The sequence below is a fragment of the Pseudoalteromonas sp. NZS127_1 genome, from assembly GCF_015864295.1.
GTDB lineage: Bacteria > Pseudomonadota > Gammaproteobacteria > Enterobacterales > Alteromonadaceae > Pseudoalteromonas > Pseudoalteromonas arctica.
Genome location: NZ_JADYXO010000008.1, coordinates 152,370 through 174,924 on the forward strand (window position 1 = coordinate 152,370; position 22,555 = coordinate 174,924).

The 22,555-nt window shown below is 40.0% G+C and carries 21 protein-coding genes; 14 read left to right on the top strand and 7 right to left on the bottom strand.

Annotation, left to right across the window (positions count from 1 at the left end):
• Positions 1-198 precede the first annotated feature (198 nt).
• The 3 genes from I6F50_RS09765 to I6F50_RS09775 all read left to right on the top strand — a co-directional run bounded on the left by I6F50_RS09765 (position 199) and on the right by I6F50_RS09775 (position 2,368).
• Positions 199-618 (top strand): DUF3429 domain-containing protein, encoded by a 420-nt coding sequence (locus tag I6F50_RS09765; RefSeq protein WP_165729525.1) that lies wholly within the window; start codon positions 199-201, stop codon positions 616-618.
• 532 nt (positions 619-1,150) lie between these two features.
• Complete coding sequence (locus I6F50_RS09770) at positions 1,151-1,549, top strand: hypothetical protein (protein ID WP_165740010.1); 399 nt, start codon at positions 1,151-1,153, stop codon at positions 1,547-1,549.
• Positions 1,550-1,552: 3 nt separating this feature from the next.
• Positions 1,553-2,368 carry a class I SAM-dependent methyltransferase gene (locus I6F50_RS09775; protein WP_165740012.1) on the top strand — a complete coding sequence of 272 codons (816 nt, stop codon included), beginning with the start codon at positions 1,553-1,555 and terminating at the stop codon, positions 2,366-2,368.
• 13 nt (positions 2,369-2,381) lie between these two features.
• Here I6F50_RS09775 and I6F50_RS09780 read toward each other — a convergent pair whose 3' ends face one another.
• On the bottom strand, positions 2,382-3,986 hold the full coding sequence (locus I6F50_RS09780) for a GMC family oxidoreductase (RefSeq protein WP_165740013.1): 1,605 nt from the start codon (positions 3,984-3,986) through the stop codon (positions 2,382-2,384).
• 102 nt (positions 3,987-4,088) lie between these two features.
• Between I6F50_RS09780 and I6F50_RS09785 the strand changes: the two genes are divergently transcribed.
• The 4 genes from I6F50_RS09785 (at position 4,089) to I6F50_RS09800 (ending at position 8,407) form a co-directional block, all read left to right on the top strand.
• On the top strand, positions 4,089-5,099 hold the full coding sequence (locus I6F50_RS09785; RefSeq protein ID WP_165740015.1) for an AraC family transcriptional regulator: 1,011 nt from the start codon (positions 4,089-4,091) through the stop codon (positions 5,097-5,099).
• A gap of 38 nt (positions 5,100-5,137) precedes the next feature.
• Positions 5,138-6,124: a Gfo/Idh/MocA family protein gene (locus tag I6F50_RS09790; protein ID WP_165740017.1), complete on the top strand. Its 987-nt coding sequence runs from the start codon at positions 5,138-5,140 to the stop codon at positions 6,122-6,124.
• 443 nt (positions 6,125-6,567) lie between these two features.
• Positions 6,568-7,311: a FadR/GntR family transcriptional regulator gene (locus I6F50_RS09795; RefSeq protein ID WP_024591884.1), complete on the top strand. Its 744-nt coding sequence runs from the start codon at positions 6,568-6,570 to the stop codon at positions 7,309-7,311.
• Between the two features lie 232 nt (positions 7,312-7,543).
• Positions 7,544-8,407 (top strand): DMT family transporter, encoded by an 864-nt coding sequence (locus I6F50_RS09800; protein ID WP_165740019.1) that lies wholly within the window; start codon positions 7,544-7,546, stop codon positions 8,405-8,407.
• Positions 8,408-8,480: 73 nt separating this feature from the next.
• On the opposite strand, the gene I6F50_RS09805 is transcribed toward I6F50_RS09800, so the two are convergent.
• Positions 8,481-9,677, bottom strand: a complete 1,197-nt coding sequence (locus I6F50_RS09805; protein ID WP_197176111.1) for an MFS transporter — start codon at positions 9,675-9,677, stop codon at positions 8,481-8,483.
• 74 nt (positions 9,678-9,751) lie between these two features.
• Entirely contained in the window at positions 9,752-10,846 is a 1,095-nt protein-coding gene (locus I6F50_RS09810; RefSeq protein ID WP_166421440.1) for an NADH:flavin oxidoreductase/NADH oxidase, read from the bottom strand.
• A 477-nt stretch (positions 10,847-11,323) separates the two neighbouring features.
• Here I6F50_RS09810 and I6F50_RS09815 point away from each other — a divergent pair, with 477 nt between their 5' ends.
• Complete coding sequence (locus tag I6F50_RS09815) at positions 11,324-13,741, top strand: TonB-dependent receptor (protein WP_197176113.1); 2,418 nt, start codon at positions 11,324-11,326, stop codon at positions 13,739-13,741.
• A gap of 87 nt (positions 13,742-13,828) precedes the next feature.
• Complete coding sequence (locus I6F50_RS09820; RefSeq protein ID WP_165741147.1) at positions 13,829-15,412, top strand: sulfotransferase; 1,584 nt, start codon at positions 13,829-13,831, stop codon at positions 15,410-15,412.
• A 469-nt stretch (positions 15,413-15,881) separates the two neighbouring features.
• On the opposite strand, the gene I6F50_RS09825 is transcribed toward I6F50_RS09820, so the two are convergent.
• From I6F50_RS09825 to I6F50_RS09840, 4 genes are all read right to left on the bottom strand, one after another.
• On the bottom strand, positions 15,882-17,135 hold the full coding sequence (locus I6F50_RS09825) for a winged helix-turn-helix domain-containing protein (RefSeq protein ID WP_197142318.1): 1,254 nt from the start codon (positions 17,133-17,135) through the stop codon (positions 15,882-15,884).
• 56 nt (positions 17,136-17,191) lie between these two features.
• Positions 17,192-17,572 carry an MmcQ/YjbR family DNA-binding protein gene (locus I6F50_RS09830; protein ID WP_165728946.1) on the bottom strand — a complete coding sequence of 127 codons (381 nt, stop codon included), beginning with the start codon at positions 17,570-17,572 and terminating at the stop codon, positions 17,192-17,194.
• A gap of 81 nt (positions 17,573-17,653) precedes the next feature.
• On the bottom strand, positions 17,654-18,085 hold the full coding sequence (locus I6F50_RS09835) for a hypothetical protein (RefSeq protein ID WP_165728947.1): 432 nt from the start codon (positions 18,083-18,085) through the stop codon (positions 17,654-17,656).
• Between the two features lie 80 nt (positions 18,086-18,165).
• Complete coding sequence (locus tag I6F50_RS09840; RefSeq protein WP_197160426.1) at positions 18,166-18,774, bottom strand: TetR/AcrR family transcriptional regulator; 609 nt, start codon at positions 18,772-18,774, stop codon at positions 18,166-18,168.
• Between the two features lie 153 nt (positions 18,775-18,927).
• On the opposite strand from I6F50_RS09840, the gene I6F50_RS09845 reads away from it, so the two are divergent.
• From I6F50_RS09845 to I6F50_RS09865, 5 genes are all read left to right on the top strand, one after another.
• Positions 18,928-19,308: a hypothetical protein gene (locus I6F50_RS09845; protein WP_165728949.1), complete on the top strand. Its 381-nt coding sequence runs from the start codon at positions 18,928-18,930 to the stop codon at positions 19,306-19,308.
• 67 nt (positions 19,309-19,375) lie between these two features.
• Complete coding sequence (locus I6F50_RS09850) at positions 19,376-20,287, top strand: haloalkane dehalogenase (RefSeq protein ID WP_110924242.1); 912 nt, start codon at positions 19,376-19,378, stop codon at positions 20,285-20,287.
• A 10-nt stretch (positions 20,288-20,297) separates the two neighbouring features.
• Complete coding sequence (locus tag I6F50_RS09855) at positions 20,298-21,038, top strand: SDR family oxidoreductase (protein WP_165728950.1); 741 nt, start codon at positions 20,298-20,300, stop codon at positions 21,036-21,038.
• 80 nt (positions 21,039-21,118) lie between these two features.
• On the top strand, positions 21,119-21,763 hold the full coding sequence (locus tag I6F50_RS09860) for an SDR family oxidoreductase (protein ID WP_165741145.1): 645 nt from the start codon (positions 21,119-21,121) through the stop codon (positions 21,761-21,763).
• 79 nt (positions 21,764-21,842) lie between these two features.
• Entirely contained in the window at positions 21,843-22,541 is a 699-nt protein-coding gene (locus I6F50_RS09865; protein WP_165728952.1) for a DNA alkylation repair protein, read from the top strand.
• Positions 22,542-22,555 lie beyond the last annotated feature (14 nt).

Here is a 22,555-nt window from a genome sequence, read left to right on the forward strand (position 1 = left end):
TCAGCCTACCCTACATATTGTATTACTTTATATTTAAAGAAATAATAACAATGAAGATCGAGTGCTTTATCTACAACGTTTAATCAATTAATACCTCTACACTATTTAGTAGCTCGCATTTATTGTAAATCCACTTTACTTATAAAATACTGCTACAATAGCCGCGCTTAAAAACGTTCAAACACAAGGCACACTGTTATGGAAAAATTTGTTAATCACATTCAACTAGGCTACCTAGGGCTACTTCCTTTTTTAGGCTGCGTGGCATGGCCGCTTGTGTTTGGTAGTAACAGCGTTAACTTAGAGTTTTTTACTTTTTACAGTATCGCCATTTTAGCATTTATGGCAGGTAACTTGTGGCGGGCCGGAGAGCAAAGCTATAGCAATGCAATTAAAGCGGTATTACCTGTTATCCCAGTTCCATTTTTATCATTTTTACCTGTAGAGTGGGCACTCGCTTGGTTAGGTGCTAGTTTTTGGTTAGTACTTATATTTGAAAAAGCCACTCCACAATGGAAAACCTATCATAAAGATTATCAAAAAATGCGCTTTGTGCTGACCTCCGTTGTATTTGTTTGTCACATCCTAACTATTGGTATGAGTATTTACCCTAAGTAACCTGAGCTCTGGATAATAAATCTATCTCAAGCAGCTATTTTCAGTGTTAAGTGCGTTGAATTTACTTGCAATAGGCCCGCTATTGACGCGTAAATTCGCCTTGTTCTCACAGAAAATCTCTGGCTAGAGAAAATAAATTCAAATATCACTACAATTCAACGAGTTAGCAAATCTCTTAACTAAGGCCTATTGACCTTTCAGGATTAAAATTTGTTCAATCTAGGGGCGATTTAATCGCGGCGTGAGGTTTGTAACCTAGTGGGCTAAGTAAAAACCGAGCAACAAAGAGTAAATTGCCCCTAGGCAGAACCCTTCGGGCAGCGCATGTTTGGCATTTATGCTGCGTTATCGCCTATTTATGGGGAATAACCACACTACATAGGCTTTGCCTTGCCTAAATACCAAACAGTCTGCTGCAAATTTAACCTCGAAAGATAAACAGGCCCTAGAGTTCAGGTTAAATAACAGCTGTAAACTTAAATATTGCGTGGTAATAAGGTAATATCCGCGCACTGCTATTTGAGGACACACCATGATTGACCAATTACGAAAACAACTTGATGAACTTGGCGAAAACTACGTAGAAAAAAACGCGGCATTTAAAATCAAAGTGATCCCATTTTTTTGTGCTATCCGCATAAAAAAAGATCATAAAAGTGAAGGTCGTTTGAGTTTTTATTCAAGTCAATTACTCGAAATTTTCTTAGTCGTCTTATTTTTGCTATTCGGTTTAATGCTTTACGATACAAATGCAGGATTTACCCACGGGCCTATTCATATTGCCTTTGCCATTTTAATTACCTTTAATCTTATTATTAAACAAATCGCAATCGAAGGATTAAAAACCAGACTTGCGTTTCATCGTTTACTTGCAGCACAGTCTCAAAAAAGTACGCCTGATGCTGATAACACACCAACTAAACCGCTTTAATTTATGTATTTAGATCCTGGTTGGCGAATACTCACTGTTGGCGATGGCGACTTATCATTTTCGAGCGCCATACATAACAACGTAAAGCCGCACATATTAGTGGCCTCTACCTACGATGATGCAATTACTATTGAGCAAAAGTACCAAGACAATGCGCTTAACGATTTAAAAGCGCAAAACGTTGCCGTACTTAATAGCTTTGATGTAACAAACCCTGCGTGTTGGCAAACTCTAAGTGCAAATCAGCACAGCTTTGATGTGGTTATTTTTCAGTTTCCGCTTATACCTGCGTTTGTTGGCCGTGAAGCATTTGAAAACAACACTCGCCAAACCAGTATGAATGTACTAAACCGCGCTTTACTGCACCAGTTTATTAAATACGCTAACGAATATGCGCTGAGCCCTGATGGCCCAATGCTTTGTTACATAACCTCTAAAGATGTAAAGCCGTATCGTGAGTGGAATATTGAAGGCAGTTTAAATAATGGTTTAACCGCTGATTATTTAGGTCAAACCCCGTTTGATATTAATCATTTTGAAGGTTATAAAATTCGTAATGTTGACCGCGATAAACACGTAAAAGACACCAGCGGTATTACTTACGTTTTCAGCCCAAAAGGTATTGATACACACACTAGTGAATTAAACTCACGCCTTACAAAGCCAGCATATTTAACACCTAACCACTGCCCGCTTTGTCGCGTTGGACCTTACATGGCAAGCGAGGACGAAACCAAGCACCTAAACGCTAAAAAGCATCAGCAAATGCTGCACCTTGAAAGCGATTGGCAACAATGGTTAAACGAATTTTATAGCTAAGTATCTTTAATAATTAAACGTTGCCGCGTTTAATTAAATCAGCTGCTTTTTCAGCAATCGCAATTACCGGTGCATTTGTGTTGCCGGTAACAATGGAAGGCATAATCGACGCATCCACTACGCGTAAGTTACTTACCCCGTGTACTCGCAAATTAGTATCGACCACCGCCATTGAGTCTTGCCCCATTTTACATGTACCAACCGGGTGATATTCGGTATCTGCAGTTTGGCGTATAAACTCAATTAACTGATCATCATTATTTATATCAAGCGGATAGACCATTTTACCGCGTATAGTATCAAAGGCTTTGCTTTGCATAATAGCGAGTGTTTTTTTAAGGCCAGCAAGCATTGCAACTATGTCGTCTGGGTGGCTTAAGTAGTTAGGATCAATAAGTGGAGCACTACGTGGGTTGCTGTCAGCTAATGTAATAGTTCCTCGGCTTTTAGGGCGCATAATACTGCTGTGTATACTGTAACCATGCCCAGTATGTAATTTACGACTATGATCGTCCACCAGCCCTATAACAAATTCTAGCTGTACGTCAGATGCAGGCGAATCTTCAAATAGCTTAATAAACGCATGCGACTCTGCAAAATTACTTGTTAATCGCCCCTCTCGCTTACTAAACCAGTTAACGCAGCCTTTAAAAATGCTCGCAATACCAAGTGGGCTTATACCAAAGGTACCCTTGTTTGTTTTTGATTTATAAAGCGGCACTACCGTTAAGTGATCTTGTAAATTAGCACCCACACCTTCTAGTACGTGTTGAGCTTTAATATTATGAGCGCTTAACTGAGCTTTAGGGCCAATACCCGAAAGCATTAATACCTGCGGTGAATTAATAGCACCGGCGCTCAAAATCACTTCTTTATTAGCAAGTAAATCTATTACTTTGCCGTTTTTTTCTATTTGCACACCTTGGGCGCTTTTATCATTAATTATAATTTTATTAACGTGACTTTTAGTCAGTACCGTTAAGTTAGCTCTATTTAAGTTAGGTGTTAAATACGCTTTAGCGGCGCTACAACGCTCGCCATTATGCTGAGTCACTTGTGAAAGCCGTGCACCTTGCTGCTCTGCACCATTAATATCGTCGCTTAAATTAACGCCCTGCTCTTTACAGCCGTTTAAAAAACACTGGTTAATTGCACTTGGGTTATTAAGTTCTTGCACATGTAAGGGGCCATCAGTGCCATGCAGCTCATTATTTATAAAGGTTTTATTGTTTTCAGCTTTAATAAAATACGGGAGTAAACTATTAAAATCCCAGCCGGTATTACCAAGCTGTGCCCACTGGTCGTAATCGTATTGAGTACCGCGAATATAAACCATCGCATTAGTAGAGCTCGACCCACCCAGCACTTTGCCTCGCGGCACAAAACCACACCGATTATTTAACTCTTTTTGAGGTACTGTATTGTAATGCCAACTATTTATGCCATAAGGCACACTCGCTGCTATGCCAGCTGGCATTTGTACAAATGCGCTTTTATCGCTGCCGCCTGCTTCAATTAAGCACACACTTACATTTTTATCTTCAGACAAGCGCGATGCCATCACGCAGCCACCACTGCCTGCGCCAATCACAATGTAATCAAATGTTGTATTGTTCATGGTGTACCTTAATAAAAGTTTTAAACGGCTTTTGCAGTAATAGTGCATAGAAAAATTCAACAAAACTTGATATTTTTAGACATCGTTTATTTGAGGTTAACCATGAGCAGCCTAATCAGAGCCACGTCATTACAAGGTATAGATACCCTAATTAGCGAATTTGGCGGCGATCCGCATGAAATAATGCAAAACTGTAATATTAGTAACGTTGACTTTAAAAATCTCGACAACCACTATTTACCTTATCGAGATTACGCTGAGCTTTTAGAATACTGTGCTTGTAAGTTCAATTGCTCTAGTTTTGGCCTTAAGCTCGCTAGTAGACAAAATTTTGATATTTTAGGACATATTGCAATAGCTGCCAAAAGTAGTACTAATTTAGGTGATGCACTTAATTGGGTTATTAAATACCTTCACTTGCACAGCCCTGCACTTAGCTTAAACTCGCACCCTTTAGAGAATGATAAAAGCTTGTTTTTATCATTCGAAATTAATTTAAAACCATTACCGAACATCAACCAAGTGATTGAGCTAACCATTGGTTTAGCATTGGCTGTTATTAAAAAGCTGAGTAATAACCGCTGCAAACCAATTAATATATTTTTGCCAAAAAAATTAAGTACTAATACTCGTGCCTATAACACTTACTTTGGTTGTAACGTTATAGAGCATCGCAACAGCGCTGGTATTGTAATCTCAAAAAGTGATTTAACTCTTGAGCTTGATCACCCTGAACTAAATAAAGTACAAGCGGCGCTAAGCTTCTTGGCAAAAAACAAAGAACACACACAACCATTGCCCAACCAAGTTAGTGCACTAATTAGGCCTATGCTTCCTATTTATCAATGTAGTAACCAAACTATTTCAGCTGCGCTGGGTATGCACCCGCGTACTCTGCATCGAGAACTTATCAAACATAATACGAGTTTTGTAAAACTTAAAGATGCCACTCGTCGCGCTTTAGCTGCACACTATTTAGCGCAAAACCAATTTACAATCTCAACCATATCTGAGCTTTTAGGGTATCAGGAGCAAGCAACGCTAAGTGTTAATGTTAAACGCTGGTTTGGGTGCTCTCCTCGAGCATATAGGACTAAAAAAATGTTAAACTAAACGCTCTTATTATTTTTTATTTAAGCTAAGGAGTGAGCATGAACTTTGTTATTGTTGGCACCAATTTTATTAGCGACACACTGTTAGCCGCTGCAAATACGTTAAACGATTTTAATTTATATGGTGTGTGCTCGCGCGCAGTATCAAGCGGCGAAGCATTTTTAGCCAAACACCCACAAAATGCACAAGCAAAAATTTTCACCTCAATCGAGCAAGTATGCCAAGATCAAAATGTTGATGCTGTCTACATAGCCGCCCCTAACAGCTTACACAAACAATATGCCGTTATGTGCCTAGAAGCGGGTAAACATGTCCTTGGCGAAAAACCATCAGCAGCCAATTCTAAAGAGCTTGCAAGCATTATAGCTACAGCAAAAAAACATCAGCGCCTTTACATGGAAGCCATGATGACCACTCACTTACCTAACTTTGCACGGCTGCAACAGGCAATGGTAAAAATTGGCACACCACGTAAATATATTGGCCAGTACAGTCAATATTCATCGCGTTACGATAAATATAAAAATGGCGAGCGTCCAAATACGTTTTTACCCGAGTTTGCTAATGGTGCTTTAGTTGATTTAGGGATTTACCCACTGTATTTATTAATTGCACTTTGGGGAGCGCCGCAAAGCGTAAGTGCCAGTGGCGTATTACTTGATACAGGTGTAGATGGTGCGGGCGATGTATTACTAAACTACGCTGATAAACAAGCCGTTATTAGCTACTCTAAAATATCGCAAGGCGACAACATAACCGAAATACAAGGCGAGCTTGGACGCATACGAATAGAAGCCGTATCGCAACTCAAAAAGGTGGAGTTTATTGCTAATAATGGTGAGGTAGAGGTTATGTCCCAGCCGTTTGATGAGCACTTTATGAAATACGAAGTTGAACATTTTATGGCGTTAGTGAAGCAAAATATTCTTGAGTCACCCGTTAATACACATATTTTAGCCAGTAACGTAATGAGCGTACTTGATGAAGCTCGCAAACAGCTTGGGGTTGTGTACCCTAACGACTAACTAAATAAAATATGGGCGTTAACCAACGACAGTTAACGCCCAGAAGAAAGCTTAAATAGCTCTCGTACAACGACACATTTTACAAAACACACTTTACAAACACATTTAAAAATAGCGATCCCCATCCATGGGCAATCAAATACTTCTACAACAAACTTAACACTAACAACCCAAAATCGGTTTATTACCAATATTTATTATTCAATAACCTTAAAACTAACCTAACACATAAAAACATTACCAATCAAGCTAGCCAATTGCATTATTTTAAACTAAATTGGTAATACAACAATACAACCATTGGTGTATAGTGGTTTTTAACCATAACATCGCGTTAGAATTTTGACATAATAGTGAATTTTGAGGTAACCTCTGGTATTAACAGTTGGTTTTGACTTTTAGGCCCCAGAGGCCATTATTCCTTAAGGTAATGAAGGTAAAGTATGGGTAATCGTCGCTTATTTTGGCGCATAGTTGATAAAATTGAGTCTTTAATAAATCAAGGCGAATTTTCTGCTGGGAGTCGTTTACCACCTGAACGTGAACTTGCAGAAATGTTTGATGTAAGTCGCCCTACCATTAGAGAAGCTATTATCGCATTAGAAGTACGTGGCCGAGTTGAAGTTAAAACCGGCTCTGGTGTTTACGTAGTAGAACAAAAAAATGCATCTATAAAATCAAAAGAGATCAGTGCATTTGAACTTACTCAAGCTCGCGCATTAATTGAAGGCGAAATTGCCGCTTTAGCTGCTCAAAGCATTACAGAAGAAGAACTAGAGCAACTAAATAAAACATTAATTGCCATGGAAAAAGGCCTTTATGTTGAGCAAGCCGACCGTGAGTTCCACGAAATTATAGCTAGAGCAACGCGCAATAAAGCACTTGAATTTGCAGTGTCTAACTTGTGGGATTTACGTTTAACAAACCCACAAATTGTTGCTGACTATGGCAGTGTGTGTAAAAACAATAACGAGTGCGTTATGGACGAACACACCGCTATTTATACAGCCCTAAAGTCGCATGATGCAAATGCAGCGCGCACCGCAATGCACAAACATTTTAACCGCTTAATTAATGCTTTATTTGATGCCGTAGAATCGCGCGCACTTGAAGAAATTAAACGCAAAAATGATGAAAAACGAGGCCTCTACTCGCTTGATGGCTTAGTTAATAAAAGTGCCCACTAAGGCATTTTAACCAACTGATTAAAGTTAGCAAACGCCTGTTTGCTAACTTTACCTCTTACTTTATTTACCCGCCCTATTTAATATACTTTTAATTGCGCTATTTTTGGTCGCAAACACTTACCTATAAATTTAAAAAAAGATACTATGCCGCCATTAATATCGGGCGGGTTTAGCTTTTATACTCCCTGCATTACATAACTAATTGATAGAGTTACTCAACTCAAGGATTAAAATGCAAGCATCTTCAAAAAGTTATTTACTGGCTATAGTGTGTGTACTGCTTGCTATGATGACCATTCAAACGGGCGCGTCATTTGCAAAACAGCTTTTTCCTATTGTTGGTCCTGAAGGTACAACTGCCCTTAGGCTTGGTTTTTCTGCCTTTATACTTTGCTTAGTGTTTAAACCTTGGAAACACTTACCTACTTCTGGTAATCGTATTCCTATAATTGTGTATGGTTTAAGTTTAGGCGGCATGAACATTTTGTTTTATTACGCCATTGAACGCATTCCACTAGGCATTGGTGTAGCGCTTGAATTTACAGGCCCGCTTGCTGTTGCCTTATTTTCATCACGCCGCAAACGTGACTTATTTTGGGTTGCCTGTGCTATTGCCGGTATTTTGCTTCTGCTTCCTGATATGAGCGGCCAAGACAGCCTTGATCCATTGGGTGTAGCGCTTGCGCTTGGTGCCGGTGCATGTTGGGCAGGTTATATATTATTTGGTAAAAAAACGGGCACACAAAGCTCTGGTGGAGCAACTGTCGCATTGGGTATGACCGTTGCCGCTATAGTGCTAGTACCATACGGCGGCATTATGCAAAGCGCCGCGTTTACGTGGGAAATTATCCCACTGGGTATTGGTATTGCTATTTTATCAAGCGCACTGCCTTACACACTTGAAATGGTTGCACTGCGTAACATGCCTTCACAAGGGTTTAGCGTAATGATGAGTTTAGAGCCTGCAATAGCTTCGCTCGCAGGGTTTATTATTTTAAGTGAGTTACTTACTTTATGGCAGTGGCTAGCTATTTTACTTGTGATAGTTGCATCTGTTGGTAGCTCGTTTTCAAACGCAAAAAAACAGGTTGCTTAAATAAAAACTGTAATCGACTAATTCTAAAAAATAAAGCCACCGCGTAAGCAGTGGCTTTTTTGTAGCAACGTAATTAGCTTACCGCCTTACTTTGCTTGTTAGTTGTAACCAAATACCCAATCAACGAAATAAGCGGCATACCCGTAGCAACCAGGGCAATACCTGTCCAACCACCTGCTTCATATAACGGGCTGGCAATAAGCGACCCCACTGCACCACCTACAAATATACTGGTCATGTAAATAGCGTTTAAACGTGCTCGGCTTTGTGGCTCTAGTGCGTAAACTGCGCGTTGCCCAAGTACCATATTGGCTTGCACAGCAAAATCAATAAACACACCCGTTAACGCTAAAATTACTATCCCGTAAGGTAAATCAAACAAACTGGGTAAAAAGCAACCAGCTGCTATAACTTTTGCAAGTAAAGAGACCTGATGTGTATAGCCTTTGTCGGCCAAACGCCCAACAATAGGGGCTGCTATAGCACCTGCCGCACCGACAAGTGCAAACAGTGCTATTTCTGATTGCGATAAACCATACTCACGGGCAAGCACAACCGGTACGCTCGTCCAAAATAAACTGAACGATGCAAACATTAATGCTTGAAAAAGTGAACGTTGGCGCAGCACTGGTTGGCTAATCATTAACTGTTTAAGCGATTTTAATAACTTAAAATACGTTGTTTTATGGGTAGGTTGCCTGCTTGGAATAGCAAAATAAATTACGCCTGCAATAAACACCATACACCCTGCTGCAAAGTAAAATACAGCACGCCAACCAAAGTGATCGGCTATTAAACTCGATATAGGTCTTGCCAGCAAAATACCTAGCAGGAGACCCGCCATAATATTGCCAAGAACCTGTCCGCGCTTCTCGTCAGACGATAAATGCGCAGCAAGCGGAATAAGCACCTGAACAGAAACCGAGCTCATACCTATCATTAAACATAAAATAAGCATTACATTAGGTGAATCAGCAAGTGCCGTACCCACCAAACTCAAAAACGACACAGCTAAAGTAATAAGCATTAAACGCTTATTTTCAATTAAGTCAGCTAATGGCACTAAAAAAAACAACCCCAAAGCGTAGCCTATTTGTGTAAGCGATACGATAAGGCTAGCACTGTGCGCACTTAATCCAACTTCAGGGGCAAGCAACTCAATAATAGGTTGAGCGTAGTAAATATTGGCAACAATAAGACCGCAACACAAAGCAATAATAGTAACGAGAGTATTGCGAAGTGGTTGTGGTGAAACGCCTGGTTGGGTCATGTGTGTCTCTACTTTATAAAAATAATAAAACCCAACCAGCAAACGCGGGTTGGGTTTTTACAAAAAACTTCGTTTTACTTAATTGGTGATGGCTGCCCATGTGGGCTTGAGCGTAAATACTGTTTAGGTGCAGTTACTGTAGCGCCAAGCTCTGCAGCTGCATGCCACGGCCAATGCGGGTTATATAAAATGCCACGCGCCAGCGCTACACCATCGGCTTGCTGCTCACTAATAATATCCTCGGCTTGTTGCGCCTCAGTAATTAAACCCACCGCTATAACAGGCATATTCACAGCTTCTTTAATAGCTGTTGCAAACGGTACCTGAAAATTAGGTTTTACTGGTATTTGTTGCTCAGGACTTAAACCCGCAGTACTTACATGAATAAAGTCACAGCCGAGTTCATCAAGCGCTTTACTAAGCACTATCGATTGATCTAAATCCCAGCCGCCTTCAACCCAATCAGTTGCCGAAATACGCACACCTACCGCTTTTTCACTAGGAAATACCGCTCTTACCGCTTTAAACACATCAAGCAATAAACGCATTCTGTTTTCTAGGCTACCACCGTAGTTGTCATCGCGCTTGTTTGAAAGTGGCGACAAAAACTGGTGTAACAGGTAACCGTGCGCACCATGTAGCTCGATTAAATCAAGGCCGAGTTCATCAGCGCGTTTAGCTGCACTTACAAAATCTTTAATTAGTGAATCTATGTCAGATTGGCTCATTGCTTTTGGCACTGGGCTGCTATCGTCGTACGCAACTGCCGAAGGTGCAAGCGTTTGCCAGCCATTAACGTCATCAGGTGCAATAGCATCGCCACCGTCCCATGGTTTTTCAGTTGATGCTTTGCGCCCAGCATGCGCCAACTGAATACCAATAGGCATAGGGCTATATTGTCTTACTGCTTTTAGGCTTTTGCCCAGGGCTTGCTGGGTTTCGTTATTCCAAAGCCCTAAATCGCCGTAGCTAATACGCCCTTCTGGGTTTACTGCTGTTGCTTCTAAAATTAGCAATCCTGCACCACTCAAACTCAATTGGCCCAAATGAATAGTGTGCCAATCGCTAGCAGCGCCATTGTTTGCTGAGTACTGGCACATGGGTGCAATAATAATACGGTTATCTAACGTTACTTGCCCAAGTGATAAAGGCGAAAATAGTTGGCTCATTGTTAATCCTTAAAAACACGCACAAAAAAGTGCGGACAAAACAAAAAAGAGTATACGAAGCGGCAATCAAACACGCTCACTCAATAACTTACACAGTTACTTATAAATACGACTACCACTCTTAATGGGGATAAAAACACACTTTAATAGTGCTGATAAAAGCATAACTAATGACATTATAAACTATCAATTTTAATGTAATAATTTGTTTAACGAGCGCGTCATAAAGCCATCTTTAAAAAATGAATGACTATTTACCTTTAAACAAGGGTGTGATTTTTAACCTAACTGTACCTAATAGCACTAAGCTATTGCTTATATTGCCTATTAACTAAATAAAAACCCCACATACAAACCATATTTATTCTACAAAAGTGAATTAAAATTCAATTTAGATATTCCAAGCTACTTCACTCCCTGATAAACTGCTTAACTTAATTTACTAATGTAAAACATTTGAACTGGGGATCACTTTTTATGTTTAAACCAAGCTTGTTAACCTTGGCTATTTCGAGCGCTGTTTCTAGCGTATTTTTATTGCCTAATGCCGCACTTGCTCAAGAAGAAGTTGCAGCTAAAAACAAATCACTCGAAGTAATCGAAGTTACAGCAACAAGGCGCAGCGGCTCTGTGCAAAATGCACCGCTAAATATTACAGCCCTTGATGCAGATATTATGAAAGATCAAAATATCAATGAGCTTGCGGATGTAGCACGCTGGGTACCTGGTTTAACAATTACTGATCAAGGTGGCCGCTCAGGCTCGCCTATTATTGTTCGTGGTTTAAATACTAATTCATCTGGTCCATCATCAGATGGCGGCACAGTATCTACTTACATTAACGAAATTCCTGTTTCGGTAGATATGCGCCTAGTAGATATTGAGCGTGTTGAAGTATTAATTGGGCCACAAGGCACCCTTTATGGTGCAGGCACATTAGGCGGTGCAATTCGCTACATGCTTAAACAGCCTGAGCTTGATTTTACATCGCTTGAAGTATACGGCGACCTATTTCAAACAAAAGAAAGTGACTCTTTAGGTGGCGAAGGCGGTTTTATATTTAACCTTCCTATTATCGAAGATAAATTAGCAGTACGCGCCAGCTTAAACGTATATGAAGATCCAGGTTTTATCGATTACGGTTACGTAGTACGCGAGCCAGGCGTATCGTTGCCAGATCCAGATTGGAGCGATAGCTCAGCAGTTAATAACAACCTTAAAAATGTAAAAGACGCCAACGGCGAAACCACCACTACTGGTCGTATTTCTGTTCGCTTTAAACCAAATGAATCGTTTGAAGGTACGCTTAACTACTTTTACCAAAACCAAGACAGCGAAGGTCGCTCGATTGTTCATTACAACAGCCTTAATGCAAACAACGGCTTAAGCGACGTAATAGGTAAATACGAATCGGCTTATCGCTTTGAAGAGCCTCGCGAGAAAAAAGATCAATTACTAAGCCTTGAACTAAAAGCCGACCTAGGTTTTGCAGAGCTCGTATCAGCAACCGGTATTTCGAGCTTTGATGCCGACGGCCAACGCGACCAAACAGACTTACTTATTCGTCTTGATTACGGTTATGAAGAGTTTCCTTCGTTTTCAACGTTTACCCGTGAAATTGACGAAGAAGATACCTTCACTCAAGAAATTCGCTTAGTGTCGCAAGGCGACAGCGACTTTAACTGGATTGTGGGTGGCTTTTACAACAAAACAGAAACCGAAGCGTCAAGCCGAGAGTTTACGCCTGGGTTTGACCAATTCGCTATCGATAACTTTGGTGGCGAGCAGCTAAGACCTGACTCATTAGAATACTTAGAGCTTACAAAAAGTACCGTCACTGAGTCTGCACTATTTGGTGAAGTTGGCTACCAAGTTACCGACAAATTAGATATGACCATTGGTGCCCGTTTTTACAAATACGATATAGAGTCGCAAGCGGCTTTTGACTTCCCGCTAGCAAATACATTGTATGGTGGAGTAGATCCTGATGTAACCACCGTTGCATACGAAAAAGACGAAGCAGGCGATAACGGTAACTTATTTAAATTTAATGCTAAATACCAGTTCACTGACTCAGTAATGGGTTATGTAACAGTAAGTGAAGGCTTTAGAATTGGCGGCTCAAATGGGTTAGTGTCTTGCCCTGATCCAATTATTGAGGATCAACAAACAGGTTGTGGTAAACCTGACGAATTATTGTATGAAGCCGACACCACAACAAACTACGAGCTAGGCTTTAAAAGTACATGGTTTAGAAGCCAACTACACTTTAACGCCGCGTTATTTAACGTAGATTGGGATGATGCACAAATTACGGGCGCTACAGATATAGGTCAATTAACGTACCTTTCAAACGCAGGTAGCGCTAATGCAAAAGGGGTAGAAATTTCAACCCGCGCTATTTTATCTGACTCGTTTTCGGTTTACGCTACGTACGCTTACACAAAAGCAGAACTAACATCAGACGCACCATTTTTGTTTAATGCCGATGGTACCGGTGGCGCAGAAGACGGCGACCGTTTGCCTGGCTCACCTGAAAACCAATTTTCGATGGGTGTAAACTATCAAACAGACGTGTTTAACGACAAAACGCTTGATATTAACTACGGTTTAACCGCGCAAAGCGACGTGCTTTCAAGAGTAGGACTTCGTGATAACGGCGAAACACTACCAGGTTACAGTTTGAGTAATATATCAGCTAAATTAACGGCTGATGCATGGTCAACTACGCTATATGTTGATAACCTATTCAACAAATACGCGGTTACATCCGTTCGTCGCTCAGATGCAGATATAACATCAGCTAATGGCGCCGACATACAACGTAACTACGGCCATTACATTAATCGCCCGCTTACGGTAGGTGTTAAATTTAACTACAAATTTGAAATATAATTTATAGTAATTTTTAAACAATGTTTTAAGGCTCAAATTTATTTGAGCCTTTTTATTTTCTTTTACAAAATAATAATTACCAAAACCATGCAGCCAAATTTAAAGCAACTTCATCAAAGCGCAATACACTCCCTAAACCAAGGTAAAATAGAGCAAGCACACAAAGCCCTAGTGGAGTTAGTTACACTCAAACCAGACTTTGCTGATGGGTATTTTTTGTTAGCTATGGTTAATTTAACTGTTGGGCAAATACACAAAGCAATAAAGCTCATCGAAAAAGCTCTTACCCTTGGCCAAAGTATTGAATACACCGCGCAACTTGCTAAATGTTACGCACTTACTGGCGAATTACAAAAAGCAAAAAACACCGCACTATCGGTGCCATTAAAACAAATAACTAAAGCCCTTGATGCCGACACACTTGGCGTTGCACTTACTCAAGCAGGCATTCACGAACACGCACTTAACTACTTTGAGCGCGCTATTAAACTGGCTACAGCGGCTAACAAAGCTCAATCCCCGTTTTATTATAACTACGGTGTAAGCGCTAAGTTTTTAGGGCTATTTGATAAAGCCCAACACGCTTTTGAAAATGCCATAGCGCTTAACCCGCTGCATCATCAAAGTCATTTTGCATTAAGTGATTTAACTAAAGTAAGTAAGCAAAACAACCATATTGAACGCTTAAAAAACGTGTTTGAGCAAGTAACACACCCCGATGCAAAATTGCATATAGGCCATGCACTCGCAAAAGAGTATCAAGATACTGGTGAATATTCAGAGGCTTTTAACGCGTTAGAGCAAGGTAAAGTAGCAAAACGTGCTGTGCAGCCGTTTGATCATAAAAGCTCAACTGAGTTATTTGAACATATTAAACGCTTAAGTGAACAGCACACACAAGCGCTAACACAGGGTAACCCAACGGCCGAACCTATTTTTGTATTAGGTATGCCCCGCTCTGGCACCACATTAGTTGAGCGTATTTTATCGAGCCACAGCGACGTGCAATCAGCCGGTGAATTACAAGACTTTGGCCTAAGCGTTAAAAAGCTAAGCCAAACACAAACACCTCACGTGCTCGACACTCAAACGCTCAGTAAAGCCTACGAGCTTGATTTTAATCAACTTGGGTCAACCTATTTAAACGCAACACGCGTAATAACAGGCAGCCATAAGCACTTTATAGATAAACTCCCGTTTAACTTTTTTTATATCGACTTAATAACCAAAGCACTGCCAAACGCCAAAATAATTTGTATGCTGCGCGACCCAATGGACACCTGTATTGGCAACTATCGCCAGTTATTCACCATTAATAACCCCTACTACGCGTACTCGCTCGATTTACTCGACACCGCTAAATTTTACAGCCGTTTTTACAAACTAATGCAGCACTTTAGCGCCCTGCACAGCAATATAAAATTAGTAAAATACGAAGAGTTAGTCGCACAGCCCGAGCAGCAAATAAAAGACTTAGTGAGCTTTTGTAACCTCGAATGGCAAGAACAGTGTATAGACTTTCACTTAAACACCGCACCGGTTTCTACCGCAAGCAAGGTGCAAGTACGCCAACCACTTAACAATAAAGCAATTGGCCGCTGGAAAGCGTTTAAGCCGAATACTGATGAAATTGAAGATTACTTTTTAAAGCAAAATATCAGTTTTGAGTAAAGGTTTTATAGCTTAGGAGTTAGGTGTGTGAACCAAGAATAACCCGCTTGTGCAAGTGTAGGTCGGATAAGCGAAGCGCCATCCGACACAGTAAAACACCTGGCCAATTATTATCAATATTTTATGTTGTCGAGTGAATAGAGAGTGCCAATAGCGAACCTTCAAGGCGTAAATCTGAAACTCTGTTGGGTGGCGCCTTCGGCTTAACCAACCTACCTTTTGACGTAGGTCGGATAAGTGGCGAAGCCACGTCATCCGACAAAAATGATGAATTGACTAGCAACAACACGACTTACCGCGTTTATGTTGTCGAGTGGCCAGAAAGTGCCATAAACTGAAAGTGGCAAAAGGCAAGACGCGACCCCATTATCACTGCTTGATTAAAAGTGTAAATGAGTCAAACGAACAAAGTGTTACTGCACTTATAACCTTGATAGACGTTGATTTACAACAAGGACAAACAGCGCACTCATATTATGGGACCTATATTAACGTTAATAATAGATTTTAATGCACTTTGTAACTTTTCATTTAACGGTTTCGGGTAGACTTCAATTAAAGAAACGGAGTCACATTTCTGAAAACTACAAAATGGTATAATGGCGTCTACAAAGGCAGTAATGACTGACGCTTGATCAAAGTTATGCTGCTCAAAGTTATGTTGCTCAAAATGTAGTGATTTAATCTCTAAATGAGATGTTTTTCTATGCACTTTACAATCCATACGACCAACAAATTCACCGCGATAAAGTAGCGGTAAGCAAAAGTAACCATACTGTCGTTTCACTGCAGGAACATAACATTCTAGTTGATAGTTATATTGAAAAAGCAACTTGAGCCGATCACGTTGAATGACACTATTATCGAATGGCGAAAGGATCAACATTCGGTTATTCAGACGGGGAAGGGGCCGTTCAATCGCCTCGGTTTCCACTAACAATATTTCACCGCTACTCATTTGCACTTGTTGTAAAATGTTTTGCACTAATCGTTCATCTACCAAGTTTTTCACTGCGTTGCGCAATTCGTTATCTCGACGTAAATAAGTCAAGCCTTTAAGTGAGGTAACCCCCAAGCAGCGGAACTGTTGATCGACAATGTGCGTGGCCAACTCATCCATACTGGGCATTTTTAAGTTTACCTCAGAAGGTAATACCCGTTCAGTTAGATCATACGTTTTTTGGAAACCTTCTCGGTTACTAACCATCAGGTCACCTTCCATATACAACTGTTCAAGTGCCTTTTTCGCAGGTTTCCAATCCCACCAACCTGCACGCTTTGTAGCATTTGACTCTAAATCTCGAGATCGCAACGGACCGTCGATACGTATGCGAGTTAATAATTCTTGCATCAGCTTGCTATCACGCTCTTTATGCCAATGAATTTGACCATTTTTAATCGCGTGTTTGTAAGGTAATGAGAAGCGAAAATCTTTAATCGGTAAAAAAGCGGCAGCGTGAGACCAGTACTCAAAAATGTCTTTATTGAGTAATAACTGATTGGTCATAGCGGGTTTGAAATTAGGTACTCTAGAGTTAAGAATATGATGATGAGCACGCTCTACCACCGAAATAGCATCAATCTGTACGTAACCAATATGGTTAATTGCATTACACGCACCAGCCAAACCACTGCCAAAAGCTTGTGTTTGTAGCAAACCTTGTGCTGACAGGGCAAGGCGGCGTAAACGCGCTAGCTCTTGAGGGTGTTTAATTTTAATCATATTTTCCTAAGAGATAATTAACGAGTATCCGTGCAACGTGTAAACCTAAACCTATTTTAAGGGGTTTGGTTTAAACCGAGCTCTTTTTGTTTTTTCTTTGTCAGGCCTAATGAAACAAGCCGATAAGACTCTTTAAGGTAATATGATAAGTCGTTATCAGTATCATCGTTGCTTTCGTAGTGTTGTATCCATTTCATTCCACGAGAAGCAAAATACGGTGCAGGCTTATAGCCAGGTATTTCACTGAGAAAATGAAAATTCAGTTCAGATGTTTTAAAAATAAAGGCTGGTTTATCACCTTCTCCCAACCCTCCTCCCAATCCGCCGATAGCAAAAACCTTTCCGCCGACTTTCCATACATGAGAGTTATGCCATTGGACCACATATGAGGTTGCTTCTAATGCGCGACAGAAATCATTAAATTCTTTATAGTTCATATTGTCGATCTTCGTTTGTATAGTCTATTGGCTATAGAGCCCATTATATGGACTTATAAATATATGAGCTCGCTTTATATTTTAGCGATAACGCGCATATAACCTACTGGCTAAAAATACGCCAATAAGCATTTCAAACCATGCGATTGGGACCAAAGTAACTGCCATTTCCCACGTTCCTAATCCTGAGTTTACAGACCCTATCCAAAAAACACCCAGCGTTGCCATGCAAGTAACAGTGGCTGATATAACGATCGATTTTACATTCTGACCAAAGCTTTGAGCGCACAACCAGTAAATAAATACCAAGGTACTCGCCAGTATCGTGTCCCATATTCCCCATATCAATGCATTACTGACAGCCATTGGTCCAACGACTAACTTTCCGGCATAGAAGGCCTCCATCATAGGAAACGCGACTAAAATAGCTCTTGCTACCTCGGCAACGTGGATCCAAATACTCGTTAGTAACATAACGACGATAAATTGCTTAAATTTTAATGTGTTATTCATAAATATCGTGTCTATTCTGATTTTTTATGGCTAATTAAAAGATAGATTCTGTAATGCATGCAACAATCTAAATTATTGAACTAAGAGTAACCAAAAATAGAATTCAAAGCATGATCAAGGACTGACTTTAATTCTTCTTCAACCAGACCTACTTTTGCTTGAACAGCCAGCCCATAACTTACTGATAAAAGATAGTTAGTCAGTTTTTGAGCTGTTTGGCCTTGGGGCATATCCGTCTTCGCAATGCCAGACGCGAATAAACCTGTCAATGTTTGCTGAGTTTCTGTTCCTAATTTCTTCATATAAACAACCGCATCTTCTGGAAACGCAACACTATCTGATTCATTAACACTCTTTACAAGCAAACATCCACGGGGCGTTTCATCGCTGGTGAATAGCTCAATAAGTCCATAGAAACAAGCTTGTAACCGCGCTTTTAATGTTGCATCTGAGGGCTCTACTAGGTGTCTGTAGTTAACTTCTACATATTGTTTTTGATAATGTGCCAAAGCATCTTTGAACAATTGCTCTTTATTGACAAACGTTCCGTACAAACTCGACGTATTAATGCCAAGTTCAGAAGAAAGATTAGCAACAGAAGTACCCGAGAACCCATTGGCCCAAAATAACCGCATCGCTTTATCTAAAACGACTTCTTTATCAAACGCTCTTTTTCGTCCTGCTTTCACTCTGTGGCCCTTAAAAATAATATTAATTAACTCTATTTTGAAGCAGTCACTTCAAAATGTCAATTCGCCCTATTGACATTACAAAGTGATCACTTCACAATTAACTCAATTCTGAAGCGATCGCTTCATAAGTATAAAATAAGTGAACTAAAAATGTTTAAAAAATTCGTACAAATTACTGCTCTATTCAACTTTCCAATCGCACTAGGCATGATTATTTCAGCGCTGATGGCACCTCAAGCAGACACGTTAATTATCACGGTGGTATTGGGCGTATCTTTTATGCTTATGGGCGCTGCGTTACTTTGGGCTACTTCAGACATTAAAACCCGTGCCCCTCTTATTGTTTGGAACGGATTGGTAAGAATGGTCGGCTTTATCATTGTTACATATGCCGCTTCATTAGGCTTGGCACCAAAGATCTTTGTCTATATTTCTGTCATGGATCTTATTACCGCCTTTGTTTACATCATTGGCAGTATGCGAGCATCCGAGCAGCCCTTTAAATCCCTATTTTTAGGCAAAACTCAGTAACTTATAAATTAATAATTTTAGCATTGATAACATTAACTTAAATAAACTACTTTTCAGGAGAAATATTATGACGATTAAAGCATTAAGAACACCAGAAGAAAGATTCTCTGTATTACCGGCCTTTCCTTACCAACCTAACTACATTGATGATTTAGCTGGTTTTGAGTCTTTACGCATGGCCTACATCGACGAGGGTGATTCCTCATCTGAAAACACTTTTTTATGTTTACACGGTGAGCCTTCATGGAGCTACTTATATAGAAAAATGCTTCCTATATTTACGGGCGCTGGTCATCGTGTTGTTGCGCCTGATTTGTTTGGCTTTGGTCGTTCAGATAAACCCGTTGATGAATCGGTTTATACCTTTGATTTTCACCGTGATAGTTTAATGCGATTAATTGAACGCCTTGATCTGAAAAATATTACGTTGGTCTGTCAAGACTGGGGCGGAATTCTAGGGTTAACAATCCCAATGGATATGCAAGATCGATTCAAAAATTTGATTGTTATGAACACGGCAATATCGGTGGGTGAAACCGCCCCTGAAGGGTTTTATCAGTGGCGAGATTTCTGCGCAAATGCCCCTGAAATACCAGTCGGTGGTTTATTTGCCTGTGACGCAGGGCCAGCCGTATCTGTGATGGATGTTATAGCTTACGATGCGCCATTTCCAGATAACAGCTATAAAGCAGGCGTAAGACGCTTTCCCGCCATGGTGCCTGTCGAGCCAACGATGGATGGTGTTGAGCACGGAAAACGCGCAAGAGAGTTTTGGTCAAAAGACTGGAACGGTCAAAGTTTCATGGCGATAGGCATGAAAGATACAGCTTTAGGCGAAGGCCCAATGGAGTACTTAAGAAGCTTTATTAAAGGCTGCCCTGAGCCCTTAAAAATTGCAGAAGCAGGACACTTTGTTCAAGAATACGGTGTTGAAATTGCAGAAAAAGCGCTTGTTCACTTAGAAATGAATAATAAATAGGCTATATCCAATGAATACAAATATAGAAAATAAAGTGATTGTTATAACGGGTGCAAGCAGTGGTTTAGGTGAAGCAACTGCGCGTTTTCTGGCTCAAAAAGGTGCTAAAGTCGTATTGGGTGCGCGTCGTAGTGAAAAACTAGCAGCTATCGTAAATGATATTCGTGCTGAGGGTGGCGAAGCTGAATATGTCACGATGGATGTCACCAAATCCGATCAGGTTAAAATGCTTGTCGACAAGGCGATTGAGACTTTTGGACGCTTAGATGTCATGGTCAATAATGCCGGCTTGATGTCAATTGCTCCGATGGCTGAGGTTAAGGTTGATGAATGGGATCGCATGGTCGACATTAATATCAAAGGGGTACTTTACGGTATCGCCGCTGCACTTCCCGTGTTTACCAAACAAAATAGTGGTCACTTTATTAATCTCGCTTCCGTTGCTGCACATAAAGTTTCACCGGGTTCGGCTGTCTATAGCGGTACAAAATTTGCGGTTAAAGCGATAACAGAAGGATTGAGAGCGGAAGTGGGTGGCAATATACGTACAACGCTATTATCACCTGGCTTAATTGATTCTGAATTAAAATTCGGTAGTTCGGATGAAGCCACCTCTCAATTTGTTCAAGATATTTATAAAGTCGCTATTCCAGCGTTATCTATTGCTAAAGCTGTCGCCTATGCGATTGAACAACCAGATGATGTCGATATTAACGAAATTATTATCAGACCAACAATTCAAGACTTCTAATCTAATGTGAGTTGATCCTGCCTTTTTTGTATTTTGTTTGGCAGGTCAACGTGAAACAGTTGCTTTAAAAGGTATAAAAAATGAAAAAAACACTCATTATTGGCGCTAATGGCCAGATTGGTAAAATAGTGGTTGAGTTGCTTCACAATCAGGATCGCCCAGTGCTCGCAATGGTTCGTAGCAAACAACAAGCTGAGAAGTTAGAAAATATGGGTGTAGAGGCTGTTGTTGGCGATCTTGAAACTGATTTTGAACACGCTTTTAAGGACTGCGATAAAGTAGTATTTAGTGCAGGTTCTGGCGGTAATACAGGCGACGATAAAACACTTCTAATAGATTTATGGGCAGCAAAAAAAGCAGTTGATTATTCTTTAAAGGAAGGTATACAACATTTTGTAATGGTAAGTGGTTTAGGCGCACAAGACCCTGACGAATTTGAATCAGAAATAAAACCCTATTTGGTGGCAAAGTATTTTGCCGATCAGTACCTATTATCCAGTGGCCTAAATTACACCATTCTTAGACCGGGACTCCTTACTAATGATAAAGGCAACGGGCTCATAACAACCACGCGTTCGACTTCTACGAATGATTTATTCATTAGCAGAGAAGATGTCGCTAAATCAATAGAGTATTACATTAATCGTGACGAAGTCAGTAACCAGATATTTGAACTTTATCATGGTAATGAAGTAATTAGCTCGGCATTAACCGCTAGCAATTAATTTATAACCAACGATTCGCTAACCACTATAAAATAATATATTAGCGAAAGAAGCTATTAATATTAGAGTTTTAAATAATATGCAAAACTACCTTCAAGAAATAGAAACAATCACTTCTAAAGCAGGTGAAACCGTTCCTTTACAAAGAAAAGCTTTTGAAAGAGGTTTTTCTTTTAAACACATGTCTTTTTATGAACAACTAGCGATATGGAGTTATATCTGGACGAACACCAAAGTGTATAGAGCTGAAATGTTTTGTTTGTATTTCTTGGAGGAGCATATTAAAAACAAAGATGAAATGCTGGCCGCTTGGCCAACGATTAAATTATGGCAAGACAAAATTAATCGATGGGAAACAAGCGATGGCATTTCAAAAATATATGCTCAATTAGTAGAATATGATGCAGCATTAATTTTGCCAACGTATAAAAAATGGAATACGTCTACAAACCCATGGCATAGAAGACAAAGCATAGTGGGTTTACTTTATTACAGCGCTCATAGAAAACACTATTTACCTTTTCAAGTACTTATAGATTTGGTAGCACCTTTAATTTCTGACCACGCTTATTATGTTGAAAAAGGAGTGGGTTGGACACTTAGAGAAATAGGAAATATATACCCTAAAGAGCAGGAAGAATTTCTATTTGAAAACGCAACTAAAATATGTGCTTATGGATATAGTGCAGGTACAGAAAAATGGGATAAAACAAAACGGGAAAAACTGAAGCAAATTAGAAAAGCAGCAAGAGTTTTAAATCGCAAAAATTCAATTTAAACATTTAAAAAGGA